We start from the raw sequence: 17,928 nt of genomic DNA, 5'->3' as shown, positions 1-17,928 counted from the left end.
CCTGACCCCATGCCGAACTCAGAAGTGAAACGCCGTAGCGCCGATGGTAGTGTGGGGTCTCCCCATGTGAGAGTAGGGAACTGCCAGGCATCAAACAAGTGAAGAGCCCATCCTTACGGATGGGCTTTTTGCGTTTCTGTGGACCGGGCAGCGTGCCGGTATGTCTCCCCGGTGGCGCTGCGCTTACCGGGGCTACGGATTCGCACCCGCCCTGCACGACCTGTAGCCCGGACAAGGTGCGCAGCACCGCCTCCGGGGAAACATCCGGCCCGACCGCCGGGTTCGTTAACATCAGTAATACCTATCACATTAATAGGTTATCCTGGAATTGTCCTTATTAATTATATGGATTATATTCCCTGCGTGATGAATCAACGCATCATCTCTCCCGAGGGAGAAAAATAGAAAGCAACTCGCTTATTTCTCATCCTGTTAACTGGTTATAAATTCAATGAAAAAACCGCTAATTGGGATTCTGGCTTTCGCTTATGGACTAAGCTTACCTCTGTTTGCTGCTGATACCGCCACATTAACGCTCTCCGGGCGGGTGGTTTCAGAAACCTGCAGTACCGATATCGTCAATAAACAACCTCAGCAGCGTTGCGGAAAGAATACCTATCTTATTGCTTCGCAAAATAGCGTGACGAATGCTCGCGGCGTGATCACGCGGACGGTGAATTTACCGGATGATGCAAGTCGGAAAATAATTATTAGTAGTTACGATTAATATGATCTCTCTATTTCAGCGCCATTTTATTGTGCCTCGGTAAAATAATGGCGCTGCCTCTTCCTCCCGCAAAATAACGCACTTACGATTCAGAAAAAATATTTCCGTGACTGAATACTTCGCTCCCGGATGTATTGTGCCAAACAGTATGCTTCTTCCCTGTTTTTGTCTTAATGAGCTACATCATTAACACTTTGTTAACTTGATCTGGTTTATATGGCGGAAAATTTGTTATACAAAGGGGGATGATTGCCTGTATGGATGCTGCCCGAAATACCTTGCGAGACATATGCAGGTTATCGGCTGGCAATATGAGAATAGAAATGAAAATCCTGCTTAACTGGTCGCCACTGCGCCAGCTCTTCACTTACATTCAGGAGCGCTTTACCTTTCTGGTGCTGCTCTGCTGGCCAGCGATTATCTGGCTGTTCTGCCGGGTCGGCGTATGGCTTATGGATAACGTTTATGAACTGCTGGGGAAATCACCCGCCCAGTCCTTCACCGTTTATCTGCAGCCGTTTATGACCCCCGGCACGCTGCTGCGCATCTCCATCAGCTGGATTGTCTTATTGTTTATCCTGTTTAGTATGGCGATGGCCTTCACCTGGGGTTTACGTCGCTTTATGAACCGCCACAAATAAATCCCTGGGCCGCCGTAAGTCGACGGCCCTTCTTAAGCCCTTACGCCATCTCGCCAATAGTCTTACGAAAACGCAGCAACGCGATAGTAAAGAACACCCCGCCGATAGCCAGCAAGGTTAAGAACTGCGGCCAGACGATGGCAAAGCTGGCGCCACGGTACAGTATCGCCTGCGCCAGACTGACGAAGTGGGTGGTCGGCATGGTCAACATAATATCCTGTACCAGCTGCGGCATACTTTCCCGCGGCGTGGATCCGCCGGAAAGCATCTGCAGCGGCAGCAGCACCAGAATCATCAGCAGCCCCAGCTGCGGCATCGAGCGGGCGAGGGTGCCCATAAAAATGCCGATTGAGGTCGTGGCGAACAGGCTGAGCGCCACCCCCAGCATAAACAGGGGAATCGACCCCTCAATGGGCACCTGCAAAATCCCCTGCACCATCAGTATCAGCGACAACCCGGAGACCACCAGCACCACCAGGCCCATCGACCAGATCTTGGCCATCATGATTTCAAACGGCGTTACTGGCATCACCAACAAGTGCTCTATGGTGCCATGTTCCCGCTCGCGGATCAGCGCCGAACCGGTGAGGACGATCGCCAGCATGGTGATGTTATTGATGATCGCCATCACCGCGCCAAAGCGCTCCTGCTCAAGGTTAGGGTTAAAACGCATCCTTACCGCCAGCTCTACCGGCAGTACGCTGTTATCCCGATAACGGGCGACAAAGCTGTTGACTTCGCCACTGATAATATTCTGGATATAGCCGTTACCGGTAAAGGCCTGGCTCATGCGCGTGGCGTCGACGTTGACCTGGATTTCCGGCTGCCGACCGGCCAGCACATCGCGCTGGAAGTTAGGCGGGATGTTGATGGCGAAAGTGTAGCGCCCGGCATCCAGCCCGGCGTCCATCTCATCAGCGGTGATCAGCTCCGGCTCGAGAAACCAGGGACGGTAGAAAGCGTTAATAATGCGTGAAGAGAGCTGGGATTTATCCATATCAGCAACCGCGATCGGCGCCAGGTGCAGCGAACCGGGCATCACCGTGGCCGAGGAGTACACCGACACGGTAAACGCAAACACGATCAGCGCCAGCATCGCTTTATCGCCGAGCAGGCTGCGCAGCTCTTTGACGCCAAGATTATAAATATTGCGTAATCCGCGCATCATTCCTCCTGTTTCTTCAGCAGCAGCACGCTCAGCCCGAGCACCAGCGGCACCGCAATCAATAGCGGAATGAACGAGCCCCACAAATCGCTGAGATTCAGCGCTTTGGAGAAGGTGCCGCGAGCGATAGTCAGGAAGTGGCTGGTCGGATAAATTTGCCCGATCCAGCGCCCGGGCCCTTCCAGCGACGCCACCGGATCGATCATCCCGGAGAACTGGGTTGCCGGGATCAGCGTAATGATCGCGGTACCGAAGATGGCGGCGATTTGGCTCTTCATAAAGGTTGAGATCAGCAGCCCCAGACCGGTGGCGATGGTGACATACAGCAGCGCCGCCAGGGTCAGCGTCAGGAAGCTGCCCTTATGCGCGACGCCAAAGACAAAGACCGACAGCGCGCACAGCAGGAAGAAGTTAAACATCCCCAGTACGATGTAAGGCAGCTGCTTGCCGAGCAGGAATTCGCTGCGGGTGGTTGGCGTCACGTACAAGTTGATAATCGATCCGAGCTCTTTCTCACGGACTACGCTCAGGGCGCTGAGCATCGCCGGGATCATCATCAGCAGCAGCGGGATCACCGCCGGGACGATGGCCGGCAGGCTCTTCACGTCCGGATTATAGCGATAGCGGGTCTCGATGGAGATGAGCGAGGTATCGCGCTGTGGGCTGCTCTGCCGGCCAGCCATCTCCTGCAGCCAGGCGAGATGCATCGCCTGCACGTACCCGCGCACGGTTTCCGCGCGGTTGGGCATCGCGCCGTCCACCCAGACGCCGATTTGCACCGGTGTGCCGCGGGCGATATCGCGACCAAAGTTCGGCGGGATCTCTATTGCCACCGCCAGTTCGCCGTCACGCATCCGGCGGTCCAGTTCGTCATAGCTGTGCAGTGGCGCCTGCTCGATAAAGTAGCGTGAACCGGCTATGTTCTGCGACCAGCCCTGGCTGCTGAGGGTTTGGTCGCGGTCGAGTACGGCAAAGCGCAGATCCTCAACGTCCATGCTGATCCCATAACCCATGATAAACATCAGGATCACCGTCCCCAGCAGCGCCAGCGTCGATCGCACCGGATCGCGGCGCAGCTCCAGCGCCTCGCGGCGGCTGTAGCTAAACAGGCGGCGTAGACTGAAGGCCTGCCGTGGGGCCGTGTGTTCCGAATGCGATGCGACAGCAGACGTGGGGTCCTCTGGTACTAGAGAGGACGGTTGGGCCTCTTTAAGCCAGGCGATAAACGCCGCTTCGAGGCTGGCGCAGCCGCGCTGCTCAACCAGCGCCTGCGGCGTATCGCTGGCCAGCACCTTGCCAGCGTGCATCAGGGAGATGCGATCGCAGCGTTCCGCCTCATTCATAAAGTGGGTGGAGATAAATATAGTAACGCGATCCTGGCGCGCCAGGTCTACCATCAGCTGCCAGAACATATCGCGCGCCACCGGGTCGACGCCGGAGGTCGGCTCATCGAGGATCAGCATCTCCGGGCGGTGGATGACCGCCACCGCTAACGACAGGCGCTGACGGATCCCCAGCGGCAGATCGGCGGGAAGCGCGTCTTTAACCTCGGTCAGCATAAAGCGCTCGCTCATCTCAGCGACCCGGTGGGCTATTTCGTCGTCCGGGATATGAAACAGGCGGGCGTGCAGCTCGAGGTTTTGCCGAACGCTCAGTTCGCTATAGAGCGAAAAGGCCTGTGACATATAGCCCACCCGCTGGCGGGTGGCGATATCCTTCGGGTCGACCGGCTGGCCGAACAGCCAGGCTTCACCTTCGCTGGCGGGCAGCAGGCCGGTGAGCATCTTCATGGTGGTGGATTTGCCGCAGCCGTTAGATCCAAGGAAGCCAAAGATTTCGCCGCGGGCGATGCGAAAGTTAACGTGGTCGACGGCAACAAAGTTGCCGAAGCGCATGGTCAGGCCGCGCGCTTCGATAGCGATCTCTTCCTCACGGTCGTCGCGCGGCGGGATAATTACCGCCTTATGCGCCTGACGTTGCGCTTCCGGCAGCAGGGCGATAAACGCCTGCTCCAGGGTCTGGCTGCCGGTCTGGGCTTTGAGCTCCGCGGCGCTGCCGGTCGCCAGCACCTCGCCGGCATTCATCGCCACCAGCCAGTCAAAGCGCTCGGCCTCTTCCATGTAGGCGGTAGCGACCAGCACGCTCATATCCGGTTGGCGCTGGCGAATACTGTCGATAAGCTCCCAGAACTGCGCCCGGGAAAGCGGGTCGACGCCGGTGGTCGGTTCATCGAGGATCAGTAATTGAGGGTCATGGATCAGCGCGCAGCACAGGCCGAGCTTTTGCTTCATCCCACCGGAGAGTTTTCCGGCGGGGCGATCGCGAAACGGCGCCAGCCCGGTGCTCTGCAGCAGCTCGTTGATACGCAGTTCGCGCTCGGCTTTATCGTGGCCGAACAGGCGGGCGAAGAAGTCGACGTTTTCATACACCGAGAGGGTGTGATAGAGGTTTTTCCCCAGCCCCTGTGGCATCCACGCGATTTTCGGGCACACGTCGCGGCGGTGATGCACATCACGCATATCGCCGCCAAGCACCATCACGTTACCCTGTTCAATGGCCCGTGCCCCGGCGATCAGCGAGAGCAGACTCGATTTGCCGACGCCGTCCGGGCCAATCAGACCAACCATACGCCGTGCCGGGATCGCCAGGCTGATATCCCGCAGCGCGATGGTGGCGCCAAACTGCTGGCCAACGTGTTCCAGCAGGGCGACGGGGGGCGAGGTATCCTGCGGCGTCAGTTTCATTGCGGCAACCTCACCGTTAGCGCCTCAGGCCAGGGTTGTTGTTTATCCACCCGCACGTAAGCCATGCCGGGCAGGCCGGTTTTGACATACTCCAGATGCTGCGTCAGCAGCTCCGGCGGGATGCGCGCTTTGACGCGGAACATCAGCTTAAGGCGCTCGTCGCTGGTTTCTACCGTTTTCGGCGTGAACTGGGCGACGCTGGCGACAAAGCTGATGTTGGCTGGGATCACCAGATCCGGCGCGGCATCAAGGATCAAGCGCGCTTCGCTGCCGAGCGCCAGCAGGCCAGCCTGTTCGGTTGGCAGAAAGAAGGTCATATAGACATCGGCGAGATCGACCATATTCAGCACCCGGCCACCGGCGGCCAGGACTTCGCCTGGCTCAGCGACGCGATACTGAATGCGGCCATCACGGGGTGCTTTCAGCTCGCTATCGTCAATATCGGCAAGGATCCGCCGTTCGGTCGCCTGGGCGGCTTCGACGCGGGTTTGCGCCTGAATAATGCTGGTGCGGGCAGCTTCGATGGCGGCGCGGGCGGCAGAGACCTGGGCTTTTGCCGATTCCAGCGCCGCGCGGGCACTCTCTGCTGCCGCGCGGTCGTCATCCAGCTGCTGGGCGGAGACGGCGCCGCGCTGCGACAGGGCATTCGAGCGGACATGGCGTTTCGCCGAGGAATCCAGCTCCGCCTGGCGCTGCTTCACCACTGCTTCGCTGGCGCGCATTTCACTCTGCCGCTGATCGAGCAAGGCTCTGGCGGCGAGCACCGCGCTTTCCGCCTCCTTGATTTGTGCGGCGGCTTCAAGACGCTGCTCGTTCAGTACGCGAGTATCCATCCTCGCGAGGACTTCTCCCTGACGCACAAACTGGCCCTCTTTGACCAAAATCGTGTCGATACGCCCGGCGATTTTACTGGCAATATCGACTTCGGTGGCTTCGATTCGGCCGTTGCTACTGGCAAAACCGTCCGGGAGACCTGGCGGGCGCAGCAGCCACCATGCGGCGGCGGCGAGCACCACCAGTAAGCCGACAAGATACCCTGCCCAACGTTTCTTTATTTTGTCCATACGCGACTCGCTTGATTCCCTTTGCTGAGTGGTGCGCGTGTTTCCTCCGCCGAGCGGAGCGTCCTCCTTGCGAGGGACGAAAAGGTGGGGATAAAGGCCGCTGACGCCGCGCTCTGCCGCGTCGATGCGCAGCCGATCGCTGTGCTACTTATGTGGTCATCATCAGCGATCCAGGCCTTAATGAAACACGCATAGTGAGAGCTACCGTCATCGCGATAGTAACATTCGTGGCGATGTTGTCCATACGAAGTGCATGGTCTTGTCGGTGCGTTAACAGAAATCCCCAATGTCAGGATAAAACCGCGAAAACAGGGCGCCTGTTTTGTTATCTGGTTGCCCCCCGGTAACTACGATATGATTCCGCTCCTGGCATTAAGAAACATCCGACGAGTGCTTTAATTTCATGAATGAAGAAAGCCAAAAATATATCGCCGTGATTTTTAAGGAATGGCTACCGCTGTATGACAGCCTGACGCCGGACGTCCGTGCATTGCTTAAAAAAATGGCTGATGAGCGATCGTCGATGTTAGCGACCCGCTTTTACGATTTTATTTTTCAGGATCCGGATATCGCCAGGCACCTCTCTTATGAGCTGGTTGAGGAACGTCTGAGCCGCTCTCTGGCGGGATGGGTACAGCAGATCCTGACCTGTGAAAAAGAGGATCTTCAGGCTCTTGCGGAGCGCCAGTATCAGATCGGCAGCATTCATTCGCGGATTGGCATCCCGGCAGAGGCGGTGCTGCGCGGCGCGCGGCAGATAAAATCCGGGCTGGTGGAGGCGATTCGTGACAGCCAGGTCGCGCGGGACACCGGGATAGCGGCTATCCATTACGCGATCATGGCGATGAATATGGCGGTGGAGATGATGTGTCACGCCTATACGCTGTCGCATTATCGGGCTACCAAAAATGAAGAAGCTTTTCGTCTGTACAGCCTGATGGATAACGTCCCGATGGAGTATGGCAAGCAGCAGGCATCGCTTTCGGGTTGGGAAAATAGTGCGATTTTTAATATCGTCAGTGAGAACAGGACGGACCTTAACGCAACGTTATTATCTGAATCCGAATTTGGTTTGTGGTTTCGCCATAAATGCGTTCGCTATTTTAACCACAATCCGCAGATGGGGGAGATTACTGAGTTGATCGGTCAGGTGGATGCGTTGATTACCGAATGGCGTACCGCGGAACAGGATGCTGGTTATAAAAATACTCAGAGCCTGCTGCAAAAGATCCATATCCATTGCCAGCACATCAGCAGCCAGCTGGGGGTATTGTTCAGTAGTCTGTCGCAGATGCAAAATGGCAAAGACGCGCTAACCAGCCTGCTTAACCGTCGCTATCTGCCGGTGGTGCTCAAGCATGAAGTCACCCTGGCGATTGAGTATGACCTGCCGCTGACGGTAGCGATTATCGATATTGATTTCTTTAAAGAGATCAATGACAAATGGGGCCATATGGTCGGCGACCGCGCCATTAAGCACGTAGCCGATCTGCTCAGCGATAATATTCGCTCCAGCGACTATCTCTTCCGCTACGGCGGCGAGGAGTTTCTGCTGGTGCTGGTGGAGACCCGCGCGGCAGAGGCTTTCCCTCTCCTTGAACGTCTGCGCAAAAAGATTGGCCAGCTGGCGTTTAACGTTGGCGGCGACACGCAGATCCCCATCACCGCCAGCATTGGCTTTGCCGCCCACACCGGTCACCCCGATTACAACCTGCTGCTGCGCGACGCCGATAACGCGCTGTATGCCGCCAAGCGCGAGGGGCGCAACTGCGTGAAGATGCACAAAGGCGGGGGATAAAACCGTAGCCCCGGTAAGCGTAGCGCGACCGGGGAAGGGCTCTGAAACTCAGAACAGCACCGGCAGCCCCAGCCCGCGCTTCACTTCATGCAGCGTCTGCTGCGTGAGCTGGTGGGCGCGTTCGCTGCCCTGGCGCAGCAGCTCAAGCAGCATCCCTTTATCCTGAATATAGGTAGCCCGGCGTTCGCGGATCGGCGCCAGTAGTTCCTGCAAGCAGGTTTCCAGTTCATTCTTACACTGGCGATCGCCCAGCCCGCCGCGCTGATAGTGGGCTTTCATCTCTGCCACCAGCGCCTTATCGCTATGGAAAGCGTCGAGATAGGTGAACACCACGTTGCCGTCGACATGTCCCGGATCGCTGACTCTCAGGTGCGTCGGGTCGGTATACATCGCGCTGACCGCGCGGTGGATCTCCTCTTCACTGGCCGATAACGTCAGCGTATTGCCCAGCGATTTCGACATTTTGGCATTACCGTCGACGCCCGGCAGGCGGCTCACTTCGCTGAGTAGCGCCTTGCAGTGGCGCAGCACCGGCTCGCCGGTGAGGCTATTCATCTTGTGGACGATCTCGTTGGTCTGCTCAATCATCGGTAGCTGATCGTCACCCACCGGCACCAGCTCGGCCTTGAAGGCGGTGATATCGGCCGCCTGGCTAATCGGATAGGCAAGAAAGCCCACTGGCAGCGAACGGGCGAATCCCTTTTGGGCAATCTCATTTTTGACCGTCGGATTACGTTCCACGCGGGCGACGGTGACGATATTCATATACAGCGCGCTGAGCTCCGCCAGCGCGGGCAGAGCGGACTGCAGGCAAATAGTGGTGAGCCTGGGGTCGATGCCGACGGCCAGATAATCGGCCATGACTTCGAGGATATGGTGGCTGATTTTTTGCGGGTTGCTGCCGTTATCGGTGAGCCCTTGCAGGTCGGCGATCAGGATAAACTGCTGGTGGTCGTGCTGCAGCGCGACGCGCTGGCGCAGCGAGCCGACGTAGTGGCCAAGATGCAGCTGGCCGGTCGGGCGGTCGCCGGTGAGGATGGTTTGCGAATGGTTCATCAGGGACTCCTTATCAGACTGTTCAGCCGAAAGACGTCCTGAAAACACCAAAGCCGCCTTCCGGCGGCTTTGAAAATGGAAACGTGTATCGTGCCGCCTGTTATGCAGGCAGCCACCAACGACGGGGATAGGTAACGATAACGTTTCTGTTCATCTTTTTATCCTGCCACGAAATCACGGCGGGGTAAACCCGCCTCGTATTACATGGTCGAGAAGACGTTCATGATCACGCCGCCGGAGATAATCAGCGCCATGGCGATAATGGCCGCCAGGTCCGGTTTCTGCTTATAGAGGATCATGGAGCAAATCGTCACGCCGACGATACCGAAGCCGCACCACAGCGAGTAGGCTACGCCCACCGGAATGGTGCTCATCGCGCGGGTGAGGGCGAAGTAACACAGGCCGTAGGCGCAGACCACCAGCACCGAAGGCGCCAGTTTGCTGAAGCCGTTGGTTTTTTTGATCATCGAGGTGCCGGTGATTTCGGAGCCGATAGACAGCGCCAGCCATAAAAATCCGAGATTAAACATAGGGTATTCCTTTCCTGTTAGTTAGCGATGTTCTTATCCATGGAGGCGACTGGCGCGGCGGGCGCGTCCTCTTCGCTCGCTTCGGAACCCATTTTCGAGAACAGGTTCATGATAATGATGCCGCTGGCGATCACCGCCATGCCGATGATGGCGGCGGTATCCGGGTGCTGGCCGTAGAATGCCATTCCCAGCGTCGAGACCACCAGGATGCCGGTGCCGGACCAGGTGGCGTATGCCAGGCCGACCGGGATATCTTTCACCGCCCTTGAGAGCGAGTAATAACAGGTGCAGTAGAGCGCAATCAGTAGCCCGAGCAGCAGCATTTTGGTGCTACCTTCGCTACTACCGAACATTTTTAACGTCGAGGTTGCCGAGGTTTCGGAGAGGATAACCAGCAGCATCCATAACCAGCATTTTGTTTTCGAAGACATCGTTAAGCTCCAGGTTCATAGTTGGGTAAGGTCATATCTTTCTGTTTTTTAAATAATCAATGGCCGCATCGGTCAGTTGCGCGTGCGGGGCCGCCGCCAGCGCCGGATTATTCACTATGTCTGTGACGGTGAGATAACGGCGCGGTTCGCTGCTGGCGGCAGGCTCGGCAGGCTCGGCAGGCGCGGTGGGCGCGTCCAGCGTCGTCAGCAGCTCATTCATGGTGCCGAGGAAGACGCCGCAGGCTTCCAGGCGAGTCAGCGTGGCCTGCAGATGTCCGGCGTAGGCGCTGTCGGCCTGCGCCCCGCGCAACTGGTTGAGTTCGCTGAGCGGATCGCAGTGGTAGCGCAGCGCCAGCACGGGGATCCCCGCCAGCAGCGCCTCGTGCGCGCAGCGGGCGAGCGGACTGCGCAGCGTGCCGTTCAGCAGATCCGAGGCCAGCGTATAATCGAGAAACGGTAGCAGTACCGCCCGCCACGGCGCTGACGGCAGGGCATCCTGCCAGGCCGATGACGGGATAATCTCGCCCACCTCCTGCCACGCGGCGGCGTCGGCGAGACCCTCCTCCAGCGCGAGGCGCAGCGGGTAGCCGCAGCTTGCCAGGCGCTGGCGGATTGCCGTGCGGTAGCCGTCAGCGGCGGTCACCATCACCAGTACCGGCGGGCGCAGGCGCTGTAAAATTCGCGCGACTAAACCTTCAATCTGTTCGTCGGTCATGGCGAGCCTCCGTTAGCCGATGAGCGTCACCTGCGCGCCGTTTTTCAACCCGGCGGCATTGGCTTCTTCGGTGTCAATGTGAAACTCCAGCGCGAAGTCATCGCGCACCCGCACCACCACTTCATCGAAAGTCAGCTGGCGCTCGCCGTTGCTGCGCACGCTGACCTTCTGGCCATTGCTGACGTTGAGTCGGCGTGCGTCCTGCGGCGACATATGAATATGCCGCCAGGCGCAGATCACCTGCGAATGGAGTTCAACGTGGCCTGCGGGCCCAATCAGCAGCGCGCTACCGGCATTATCCAGCTGGCCGGACTCACGAACCGGCGCCTTAATCCCGAGCGTGAAACAGTCGGCGCGCGATACTTCCAGCTGCGATACCGGGCGGGTCGGCCCGAGGACGCGGACGTTGGTCAGCGAGCCTTTCGGCCCGACAACGGTCACGCACTCCTGGGCGGCGAACTGCCCCGGCTGGCGCAGCGGTTTGAACGGCGTCAGGCTGTAGCCTTTACCGAATAGCGCCTCGACGTCCTGTTGCGCGAGATGGACGTGGCGGTTGGAGATCCCCACCGGGATCGCCGGCGCCGTTGCGCTCAGGCGGGCGGCGATTTTTTCGCGAACCAGGGTGTCGATCATGACTTCTTCCCTTTCTTCAGCGCTGGATGTTTATCTTCCGTTTCGTTCGGGGCGGCAGGGGGGACGATGGGTTCCGGGGCGGCGATAACCACCGGTTCGGCCGCTTTTTTCGCAGGCGGCGGGTTGCCTTTGAGGTTGCTTAACGCTTCAACCACACAGCGCTCCGGGCGGGCAATCACCAGCGACTTCACGGTGTGCTCGGCGCCGGCCACCGCCACGCCGCGTTCAATGGCGGTGTGGATGGCGCTGATCTCCCCTTCAAAGCAGACGCTCACCAGCCCGGAGCCTGGTTTGCGATAGCCAATGCAGGTCACTCCCGCAGCTTTACAGGCGGCGTCGACGGCCTGAATGGCGGCGACCCATCCTCGCGTTTCAATTACGCCTAAACTTTTCATGGTCGGCTCCTGTTAATGGCGGACTAAGCGAATATCAAAATCAAATTGCCGGAAGAAGGTTTCCAGCCGGTCCAGTTCGTCCGGTGAATAAGACGGGTCCTGGGTAATCGGGTAGGGCATATCCAGGCGTTCGTACTTTTTGCGTCCCAACTGGTGGTACGGCAGCATGTCGATGCGGCGGATATTTCCACGCTTCGCCAGCTTCTGTACGTAATCAATGGCGCCGGTAATGGCGTCGAATGAGTCGTTGTAGCCGCGAATGAGCGGCATACGCACAATGACGTTGGCGCCGGAATCCACCAGCCATTCGAGATTGCGGCGGATCCCTTCGTTGCCGATGCCGAGCATCGCTTTGTGGTGTTCGCTGTTAATCTGCTTTATGTCGAACAAGAAGGTGTCGGTGACCGGCGCCAGCTTCTGGTAGTTGGCAAGCGGGGTGGTGCCCTGGGTTTCGACGGCGGTGTTAATCATCATCTTTTTGCATTCGCTGAATAAAGCGACGGCAAAATCGGTCTGCAGGCTCATCTCGCCGCCGCCGATGGTCACGCCGCCGCCGGAGGAGATGTAGAAGTCGTAGTCCTGCATGATGATCTCCATCAGCTCGCTGACGGTGACGTCCTTGCCCATAATGTCCAGCGCGTTCTGGGTGCAAATCTCTTCGCATTTGCGACAGCCGATACAGTCTTTATTGCGGTCGACGAAGTGCTTCATTTCGCCGTTCTCTTCCGCCCGATAATGAATACCCGCCGGACAGACGCTGACGCAGTCGCCGCAGTTAATGCATTTGTCGTGCGAGAACATCACCTGGAACTGGCTGTTCAGCCCTTCCGGGTTGGCGCACCACGGGCAGCGAATGTTGCAGCCCTTAAAAAACACCAGCGTGCGAATGCCATCGCCGTCATAGATCGAATATTTCTGGATATTGAAAATTCGGCCCGTTAATTCTTGTTTTGCGATCACGCTTGCCTCCCGCTCCGTCCCGTTACGGGACGGAGAACTTCCGGTTATTTCTCAAATACAGCTCATTTAATTCTCTTTAAGAGAACTAGAACTTCTCAATCACCGTACGGCTGATGATCTCGTCCTGGACCTCTTTGCACAGCTCGACGAAGTAAGCGCTGTAGCCGGCGACGCGGACGATCAGGTCGCGGTATTTCTCCGGCTCCTGCTGCGCCTTCTTCAGCACTTCGTTATCGACATAGCTGAACTGCATCTGGCCATTGCCGAGAATCGAGGCGGTACGCAGCAGGGTAATCAAGCCGTGGCGACCTTCCGGGGTATCCAGCAGTCCTTTGAGGAACTTGAAGTTGTGCACCATGCCGATGTTCATGGTTTCCACATTCATCTTGCTGACCGACTTGATAATCGCCGTCGGGCCTTGTTTATCCGCGCCCTGGGTTGGGCTGATGCCGTCGGAGAGCGGCATCCACGCCAGGCGGCCGTTCGGCGTGGCGTTGGTCAGCTCGCCGATTGGCGTGTTGTTGGAGATAGACAGGGTGCCGTGGCTGAGGGTCGAGTAGAGCATTTTGTACTTACGGCACTCTTTCTCGGTCCATTCGGTAATATCCAGCGCGTACTGGTCGACGTAGTTATCGTCGTTACCGTATTTCGGCGCGTTCAGGCAGTCGCGGCGCAGCGCTTCGTAACCTTCAAAGTTGGCCAGCAGCGCATCGCGGATCTGCTCAAGGGTGTATTTCTTCTCTTCGAACACCAGCTTGCGGATCGCCGCCATCGAGTCGACGTAGGTCGCCAGACCGGAGAAAATCAGCCCCGGACCGTGGTTGACCATCGCGCCGCCGGCGGCGACATCTTTGCCGCTCTCCATACAGCCTTCCACCAGCAGCGACATCAGCGGCTTCGGCGCCACATCGCGGTGGACGCGCTGGCTGATGACGGTGCCGATGGCCGACAGGCGCACGATATGGGCGATCTGCTGTTTCACCGCCGCATCGAATTCGTCGAAGGTGCGCAGGTCGCGCAGGTCGCCGGTATCCAGCCCCTGATAGCTATCGAACAGCACCATCCGCCCGCGGTTGAGCACGAATTCGATAGCGATAGGCCACTGGGTGTAGCCGGTGGAGGTCCACTGGTAGATGCGCCCGGATTTCTGCGGCTCAACGCAGCCCATCAGGCAGTAATCGCGGGCGTCTTCAAAATCGAAGCCTTTGCGCAGCATCATCTTGATGTGGGAGTCATCGAAGTGGCAGGCCGGGAAGCCCATTCCCGCTTTCACCACGTCGACGATTTTTTCCATGTATTTCTGCGGCGACTGGTTGTGAATACGGCAGGCCAGCGACGGCTGGTAAACCTTCACAAAGCGCACGGCGTCCATAATCAGATAGGTCAGATCGTTACAGGCATCGCCCCCGCTACGTTTCTGGCCGCCAACGGTGAGGTTGATAAACGGCTGATAACCCGCGAAATATTTCGCGCCCAGCTCGCTCGACATCCACATCAGTTCGGCACATTTGATGATGAACGCTTGCAGCAGTTCCAGCGCGCTGTCGTGGGTCAGGCGGCCTTCGCGGATATCGGCTTCGAACATAGGGTAGCAGTACTGGTCGACGCGCCCCAGCGACAGCCCGGTCTGGTTCTCTTCGATTTCAAACAGTGATTCGACGGTCCAGATACTCTGCAGCGCTTCCTGCAGGGTCTTCGGCGGATTGGCCGGCACGTTTTCGTTGACGTCGGCGATGGTCAGCAACTCGGCGCGGCGCTGGGCGTTTTGCTCTTTAGCCGCCAGTTCGCGGGCGTGGGCGGCGATGCGGCGGGCGTAGTTGACCACCCCTTCACAGGTTTCAATCGCCGCTTTGTAGTAGTAGATACGGTCGATATCTTCCGGGTTTTCCATGCTCAGGCTGGCCAGATGCGCTTCGGCATCGGCTTTAATGCCGTTCATCCCTTTGGTGAACAGCAGCACGTCGTAGCCCGGACAGGTATCGCCGCCGCCGTTAATCTGGTGATAGGAGAGGTCGCTGACGAAGGTCTCGCCGCTGAAGGCCCAGACGCCGGCTTCACGGTATTGCGCTTCGCAAATCTCGTCCAGCGAACGGCCTTCCCAGAACGGGACGATCTCTTCGCGAATGGTTTTTTTATCCGCTTCGCTGATCTCAAACGGATCCTGCGGGCGGGTGCTCATGGTGTCGAGCTCGTCGCGCACCCAGCGCCAGGCGATATCCGGCGAGAAGGCACCCGCGCGCGGCTTGCCACACGGATGCCCGACGATCAGCTCATCGTCCTGAATCAGAATCGGCGCGGTTTCGCAGGCGTGGCGGAAAGCTTTCGCCCGCAGCAGAATGGTCGGCATGCCCGGGTTGGCTTTGACCACTTCGGTAAAGGCCAGCGCGCGATAGATAGAGACGCTCGGGCGTACCGTCAGGTAGTGGTTACGCAGGCGCTGCATGCGCGGGGTTAAGCCTTCCATCACCGGCGTGTCGGCGCAGGCGGCGAACGGCGCGTGGCTGACCGGCTGTACGCCGCTAAACAGACGTACCGGCAGATTCAGCGCGCTGAGGTTGCGCTGGGCGCTGATAAACATCGCCGAGAGTTCGTTTACTTCGGCATGGTCAAAAGCGGCGCCGCGCAGCATGGCGTCGAGCATCGGATAGCCGTCAATGGCGCAGGCGGCGCGGACTTCGCTTAGTTCCGCCAGCTTGAACCACAGGCACTCCACGATTTCATAGGCCTGCTGGGTATTCAGCGCGCCGCTGTTGATATCGCGTTGGAAGTAAGGCAGTAGCGCGATATCCGCCCCTTGCGGGTTAACCGCATAGCTGCCGTTGTCCAGCTGTAGCGCCAGCTGGAACAGATAGAATGCCTGGCAGGCTTCTTTGAAATTACGCGCCGGATGGGCCGGAACGTGGTGCAGAATGGCCGCGCTGTCGAGCAGCTCGGCTTTGCGATAAGCATTGGTTTCCGCGGCCGCCAGCTGTTCGGCGCTGTTGGCCAGATTTTGCGCCAGCGCCAGCAGGGCGTCGCAGGCGTAGATGGCGGCGCGGCAGCCATTGACTTCATCCATACCGCTGCGGCTAACGGCGCTACCGAGGGCGCGAGTTTTCTCTTCTAACTGGTGTTTAATCGCCAGCACGCCTTTTTCGACCACCAGTTTGTAGTCCGGTGAATCCAGATCGCTGTTGAGGTTGAGGAACTGGAACGCGGATGGGCGATGCGCGGCGCTTTCATCATGGAAAATCGCCCCGTGCGGTTTACGGGTCTGGTTACCGACGATCAGCTCGTCGGCGCTGATGGTCAGCGGCAGCTGGCGCATCAGTTCATAGAAGCGGCGCGCCGGTTTAACGGCGGCGGGAACGCCCGCGATGTCGCCATCAAGAGCGTTCAGCGTGGTGGCATGTTCGGTGCACAGCGTGCTTTTCTGGGCGAGTAAACGGTCTGCCAGCACTTTGACGCGCGGCGTTAAGTTGTAGTGTGCCATGAAGTATTCTCCAGATGTTCTTTTTCCGCGGCTGATGACAACCCGGTTGTGGATACAGTGTCCGTTTCTGCCGGGTGGCGGCTGACGCCTTACCCGGCCTGCAAATAACCCAGCGATCACCCGGTTATCTGTTACCCGTAGGCCCGCGCAAGCGGAGCGCCGCCGGGCGATTCCGGGCAACCGGACCACGCCTGGCGATAAAGTTCGGTTAACGCGATAGCGTCCGGCGCGCGTGGGTTGGTCGGGGTACAGCTGTCGCGCAGCGCCTGGCCGACCATCTCCGGCAGGCGGCGCTCGAATTCAGGCGCGTCAATGCCGGTGTCGCTAATGCCGGAGGGCATGCTCATCTCTTCTTTTAACGCCTGAATGGCGACCAGCAGGCTGGCGACGCCCTGGCGTGGCGAGGCGGCAGGCAGATCCAGCAGATGCGCCAGACGGGCATATTTATGCGCCGCGAGGGTGTCGCACTGGCCGTCGACATCGGCGTTCCAGGCGACGACGTGCGCCATCAGCAGGGCGTTGGCGCGGCCATGGGGCACGCGGAAGACGCCGCCGAGAGCGTGTGCCAGGCTGTGGGTTATCCCCAGCGAGGCGTTGGTGAAGGCCATGCCCGCCATGCAGGAGGCGTTGTGCATCTTTTCGCGCGCCAGCAGGTTGTCGCCGCTGCGCCAGCAGGTCGGCAGATAGCGAAATACCTGCTGCACCACTTTCTCCGCCAGCGCGTCGGAAAAGTCGCTGGCGGCGCGGGAGACGTAGGCCTCAAGGGCGTGACACAGCACGTCCATGCCGGTGTCGGCGGTAATTGCCGGCGGTACCGAAGTCACCAGCGCCGGGTCAAGAATGGCGATATCCGGCAGCAGCGACGCATCCACCAGCACCAGCTTCTCCGCGTTGGCTTTCACCACCGAAAAGGCGGTGACTTCCGAACCGGTACCGCTGGTGGTGGGGATGGCGACAAAGCATGGACGCGGCCGGTTAGCCTGCGGACGGGTTTGCGCCAGGGAGAAAATAACCGCTTTGGCGGCATCGATTACCGAACCGCCGCCGAGCGCGATAACCAGATCCGGATAGTGGTTATCCATCAGCTTCATGCCGCGCACCACGGTGGCGATATCCGGATCGGCCACCACGTCGTCCCACACCTGCCAGGCGATCCCGCGCTGGCGCAGCAGGGCGGTGACGCGCTCGGCGAGGCCAAACTTCACCATCGCTTGATCGGTCACCAGCAGCACGCTGCGGGCGGAGAGTTCGTTCAGCACCGAGAGGGCGTCCTGACCGAAGCAAATCCGCGGTTTCAGTAAAAATTCACTCATTGGGCTATTCACTCCTGTTCGGTGTCCCGAAACACCTTCTCGACAATGGCGACCACCGACATCGCTTTGTAGCGCTCTTTATTGAGCGCGAAGTACTCTTCCGCCAGCACGATGTCGTGCATGCCGGCGCCGACGTTATCGACGGCGACCCAGGTCTGGTCCTTCATCGGCTGCTGATTGTCATCCAGTCGGGTGACCAACAGCAGGTTGCTGCCGCGCAGCTCATCGCATTTCTGCGTGGCGACGACATGGCCGGTTACCTTTGCGAGAATCATCGTTTTATC

Annotated in this window: 16 protein-coding genes and 1 rRNA gene; 4 read left to right on the top strand and 13 right to left on the bottom strand. The window is 58.8% G+C overall.

The window, feature by feature from the left end; all coding sequences use genetic code 11:
• The 3 genes from rrf to FHW76_RS20090 all read left to right on the top strand — a co-directional run.
• Window positions 1-89, top strand: a 5S ribosomal RNA gene (gene rrf / locus FHW76_RS20100); the annotation flags it as partial.
• A 362-nt stretch (window positions 90-451) separates the two neighbouring features.
• Complete coding sequence (locus tag FHW76_RS20095) at window positions 452-727, top strand: DUF2574 family protein (protein ID WP_012542998.1); 276 nt, start codon at window positions 452-454, stop codon at window positions 725-727.
• Window positions 728-1,050: 323 nt separating this feature from the next.
• Complete coding sequence (locus FHW76_RS20090; protein WP_012969041.1) at window positions 1,051-1,368, top strand: hypothetical protein; 318 nt, start codon at window positions 1,051-1,053, stop codon at window positions 1,366-1,368.
• Window positions 1,369-1,408: 40 nt separating this feature from the next.
• On the opposite strand, the gene FHW76_RS20085 is transcribed toward FHW76_RS20090, so the two are convergent.
• From FHW76_RS20085 to FHW76_RS20075, 3 genes are read right to left on the bottom strand one after another with little or no spacing between them, the layout of a single operon-like run.
• Window positions 1,409-2,533: an ABC transporter permease gene (locus tag FHW76_RS20085; RefSeq protein ID WP_012542996.1), complete on the bottom strand. Its 1,125-nt coding sequence runs from the start codon at window positions 2,531-2,533 to the stop codon at window positions 1,409-1,411.
• Entirely contained in the window at window positions 2,533-5,277 is a 2,745-nt protein-coding gene (gene rbbA, locus FHW76_RS20080; protein WP_183476916.1) for a ribosome-associated ATPase/putative transporter RbbA, read from the bottom strand. The genes FHW76_RS20085 and rbbA overlap by 1 nt, the downstream gene beginning before the upstream one ends.
• Complete coding sequence (locus FHW76_RS20075; protein WP_012542994.1) at window positions 5,274-6,341, bottom strand: HlyD family secretion protein; 1,068 nt, start codon at window positions 6,339-6,341, stop codon at window positions 5,274-5,276. The genes rbbA and FHW76_RS20075 overlap by 4 nt, the downstream gene beginning before the upstream one ends.
• 403 nt (window positions 6,342-6,744) lie before the next feature.
• Here FHW76_RS20075 and FHW76_RS20070 point away from each other — a divergent pair, with 403 nt between their 5' ends.
• Entirely contained in the window at window positions 6,745-8,139 is a 1,395-nt protein-coding gene (locus tag FHW76_RS20070; protein ID WP_012542993.1) for a diguanylate cyclase, read from the top strand.
• Between the two features lie 48 nt (window positions 8,140-8,187).
• Here FHW76_RS20070 and trpS read toward each other — a convergent pair whose 3' ends face one another.
• From trpS to FHW76_RS20020, 10 genes are all read right to left on the bottom strand, one after another.
• A complete protein-coding gene (gene trpS, locus FHW76_RS20065) occupies window positions 8,188-9,195 on the bottom strand; it encodes a tryptophan--tRNA ligase (protein WP_032740388.1) in 1,008 nt (335 codons plus the stop codon).
• 200 nt (window positions 9,196-9,395) lie between these two features.
• The gene (locus FHW76_RS20060; RefSeq protein ID WP_004204123.1) at window positions 9,396-9,725 is read right to left on the bottom strand and encodes a multidrug efflux SMR transporter; all 330 of its coding nucleotides are present in this window, start codon (window positions 9,723-9,725) and stop codon (window positions 9,396-9,398) included.
• A 17-nt stretch (window positions 9,726-9,742) separates the two neighbouring features.
• Window positions 9,743-10,156, bottom strand: a complete 414-nt coding sequence (locus tag FHW76_RS20055) for a multidrug efflux SMR transporter (protein WP_104458080.1) — start codon at window positions 10,154-10,156, stop codon at window positions 9,743-9,745.
• Between the two features lie 31 nt (window positions 10,157-10,187).
• Window positions 10,188-10,871, bottom strand: a complete 684-nt coding sequence (locus FHW76_RS20050; RefSeq protein ID WP_114500758.1) for a hypothetical protein — start codon at window positions 10,869-10,871, stop codon at window positions 10,188-10,190.
• A 12-nt stretch (window positions 10,872-10,883) separates the two neighbouring features.
• The gene (locus FHW76_RS20045; RefSeq protein ID WP_012969035.1) at window positions 10,884-11,504 is read right to left on the bottom strand and encodes a phosphate propanoyltransferase; all 621 of its coding nucleotides are present in this window, start codon (window positions 11,502-11,504) and stop codon (window positions 10,884-10,886) included.
• Window positions 11,501-11,899, bottom strand: a complete 399-nt coding sequence (locus FHW76_RS20040; RefSeq protein ID WP_012542988.1) for a BMC domain-containing protein — start codon at window positions 11,897-11,899, stop codon at window positions 11,501-11,503. Before FHW76_RS20040 ends, FHW76_RS20045 begins: the two co-directional genes overlap by 4 nt.
• A gap of 12 nt (window positions 11,900-11,911) precedes the next feature.
• On the bottom strand, window positions 11,912-12,859 hold the full coding sequence (cutD, locus tag FHW76_RS20035) for a choline TMA-lyase-activating enzyme (RefSeq protein ID WP_064166361.1): 948 nt from the start codon (window positions 12,857-12,859) through the stop codon (window positions 11,912-11,914).
• A gap of 85 nt (window positions 12,860-12,944) precedes the next feature.
• On the bottom strand, window positions 12,945-16,331 hold the full coding sequence (cutC, locus tag FHW76_RS20030; protein WP_022065979.1) for a choline trimethylamine-lyase: 3,387 nt from the start codon (window positions 16,329-16,331) through the stop codon (window positions 12,945-12,947).
• 131 nt (window positions 16,332-16,462) lie between these two features.
• A complete protein-coding gene (locus FHW76_RS20025) occupies window positions 16,463-17,644 on the bottom strand; it encodes a 1-propanol dehydrogenase PduQ (protein WP_110196619.1) in 1,182 nt (393 codons plus the stop codon).
• 8 nt (window positions 17,645-17,652) lie between these two features.
• Window positions 17,653-17,919, bottom strand: a complete 267-nt coding sequence (locus FHW76_RS20020) for a EutN/CcmL family microcompartment protein (RefSeq protein WP_023339529.1) — start codon at window positions 17,917-17,919, stop codon at window positions 17,653-17,655.
• Window positions 17,920-17,928 lie beyond the last annotated feature (9 nt).

The sequence above is a fragment of the Klebsiella sp. RC2 genome, from assembly GCF_014192815.1.
Lineage (GTDB): Bacteria > Pseudomonadota > Gammaproteobacteria > Enterobacterales > Enterobacteriaceae > Klebsiella > Klebsiella variicola.
Note: the sequence above shows the minus strand (reverse complement) of the source record. Positions and strands in the feature narration are given on the sequence as shown.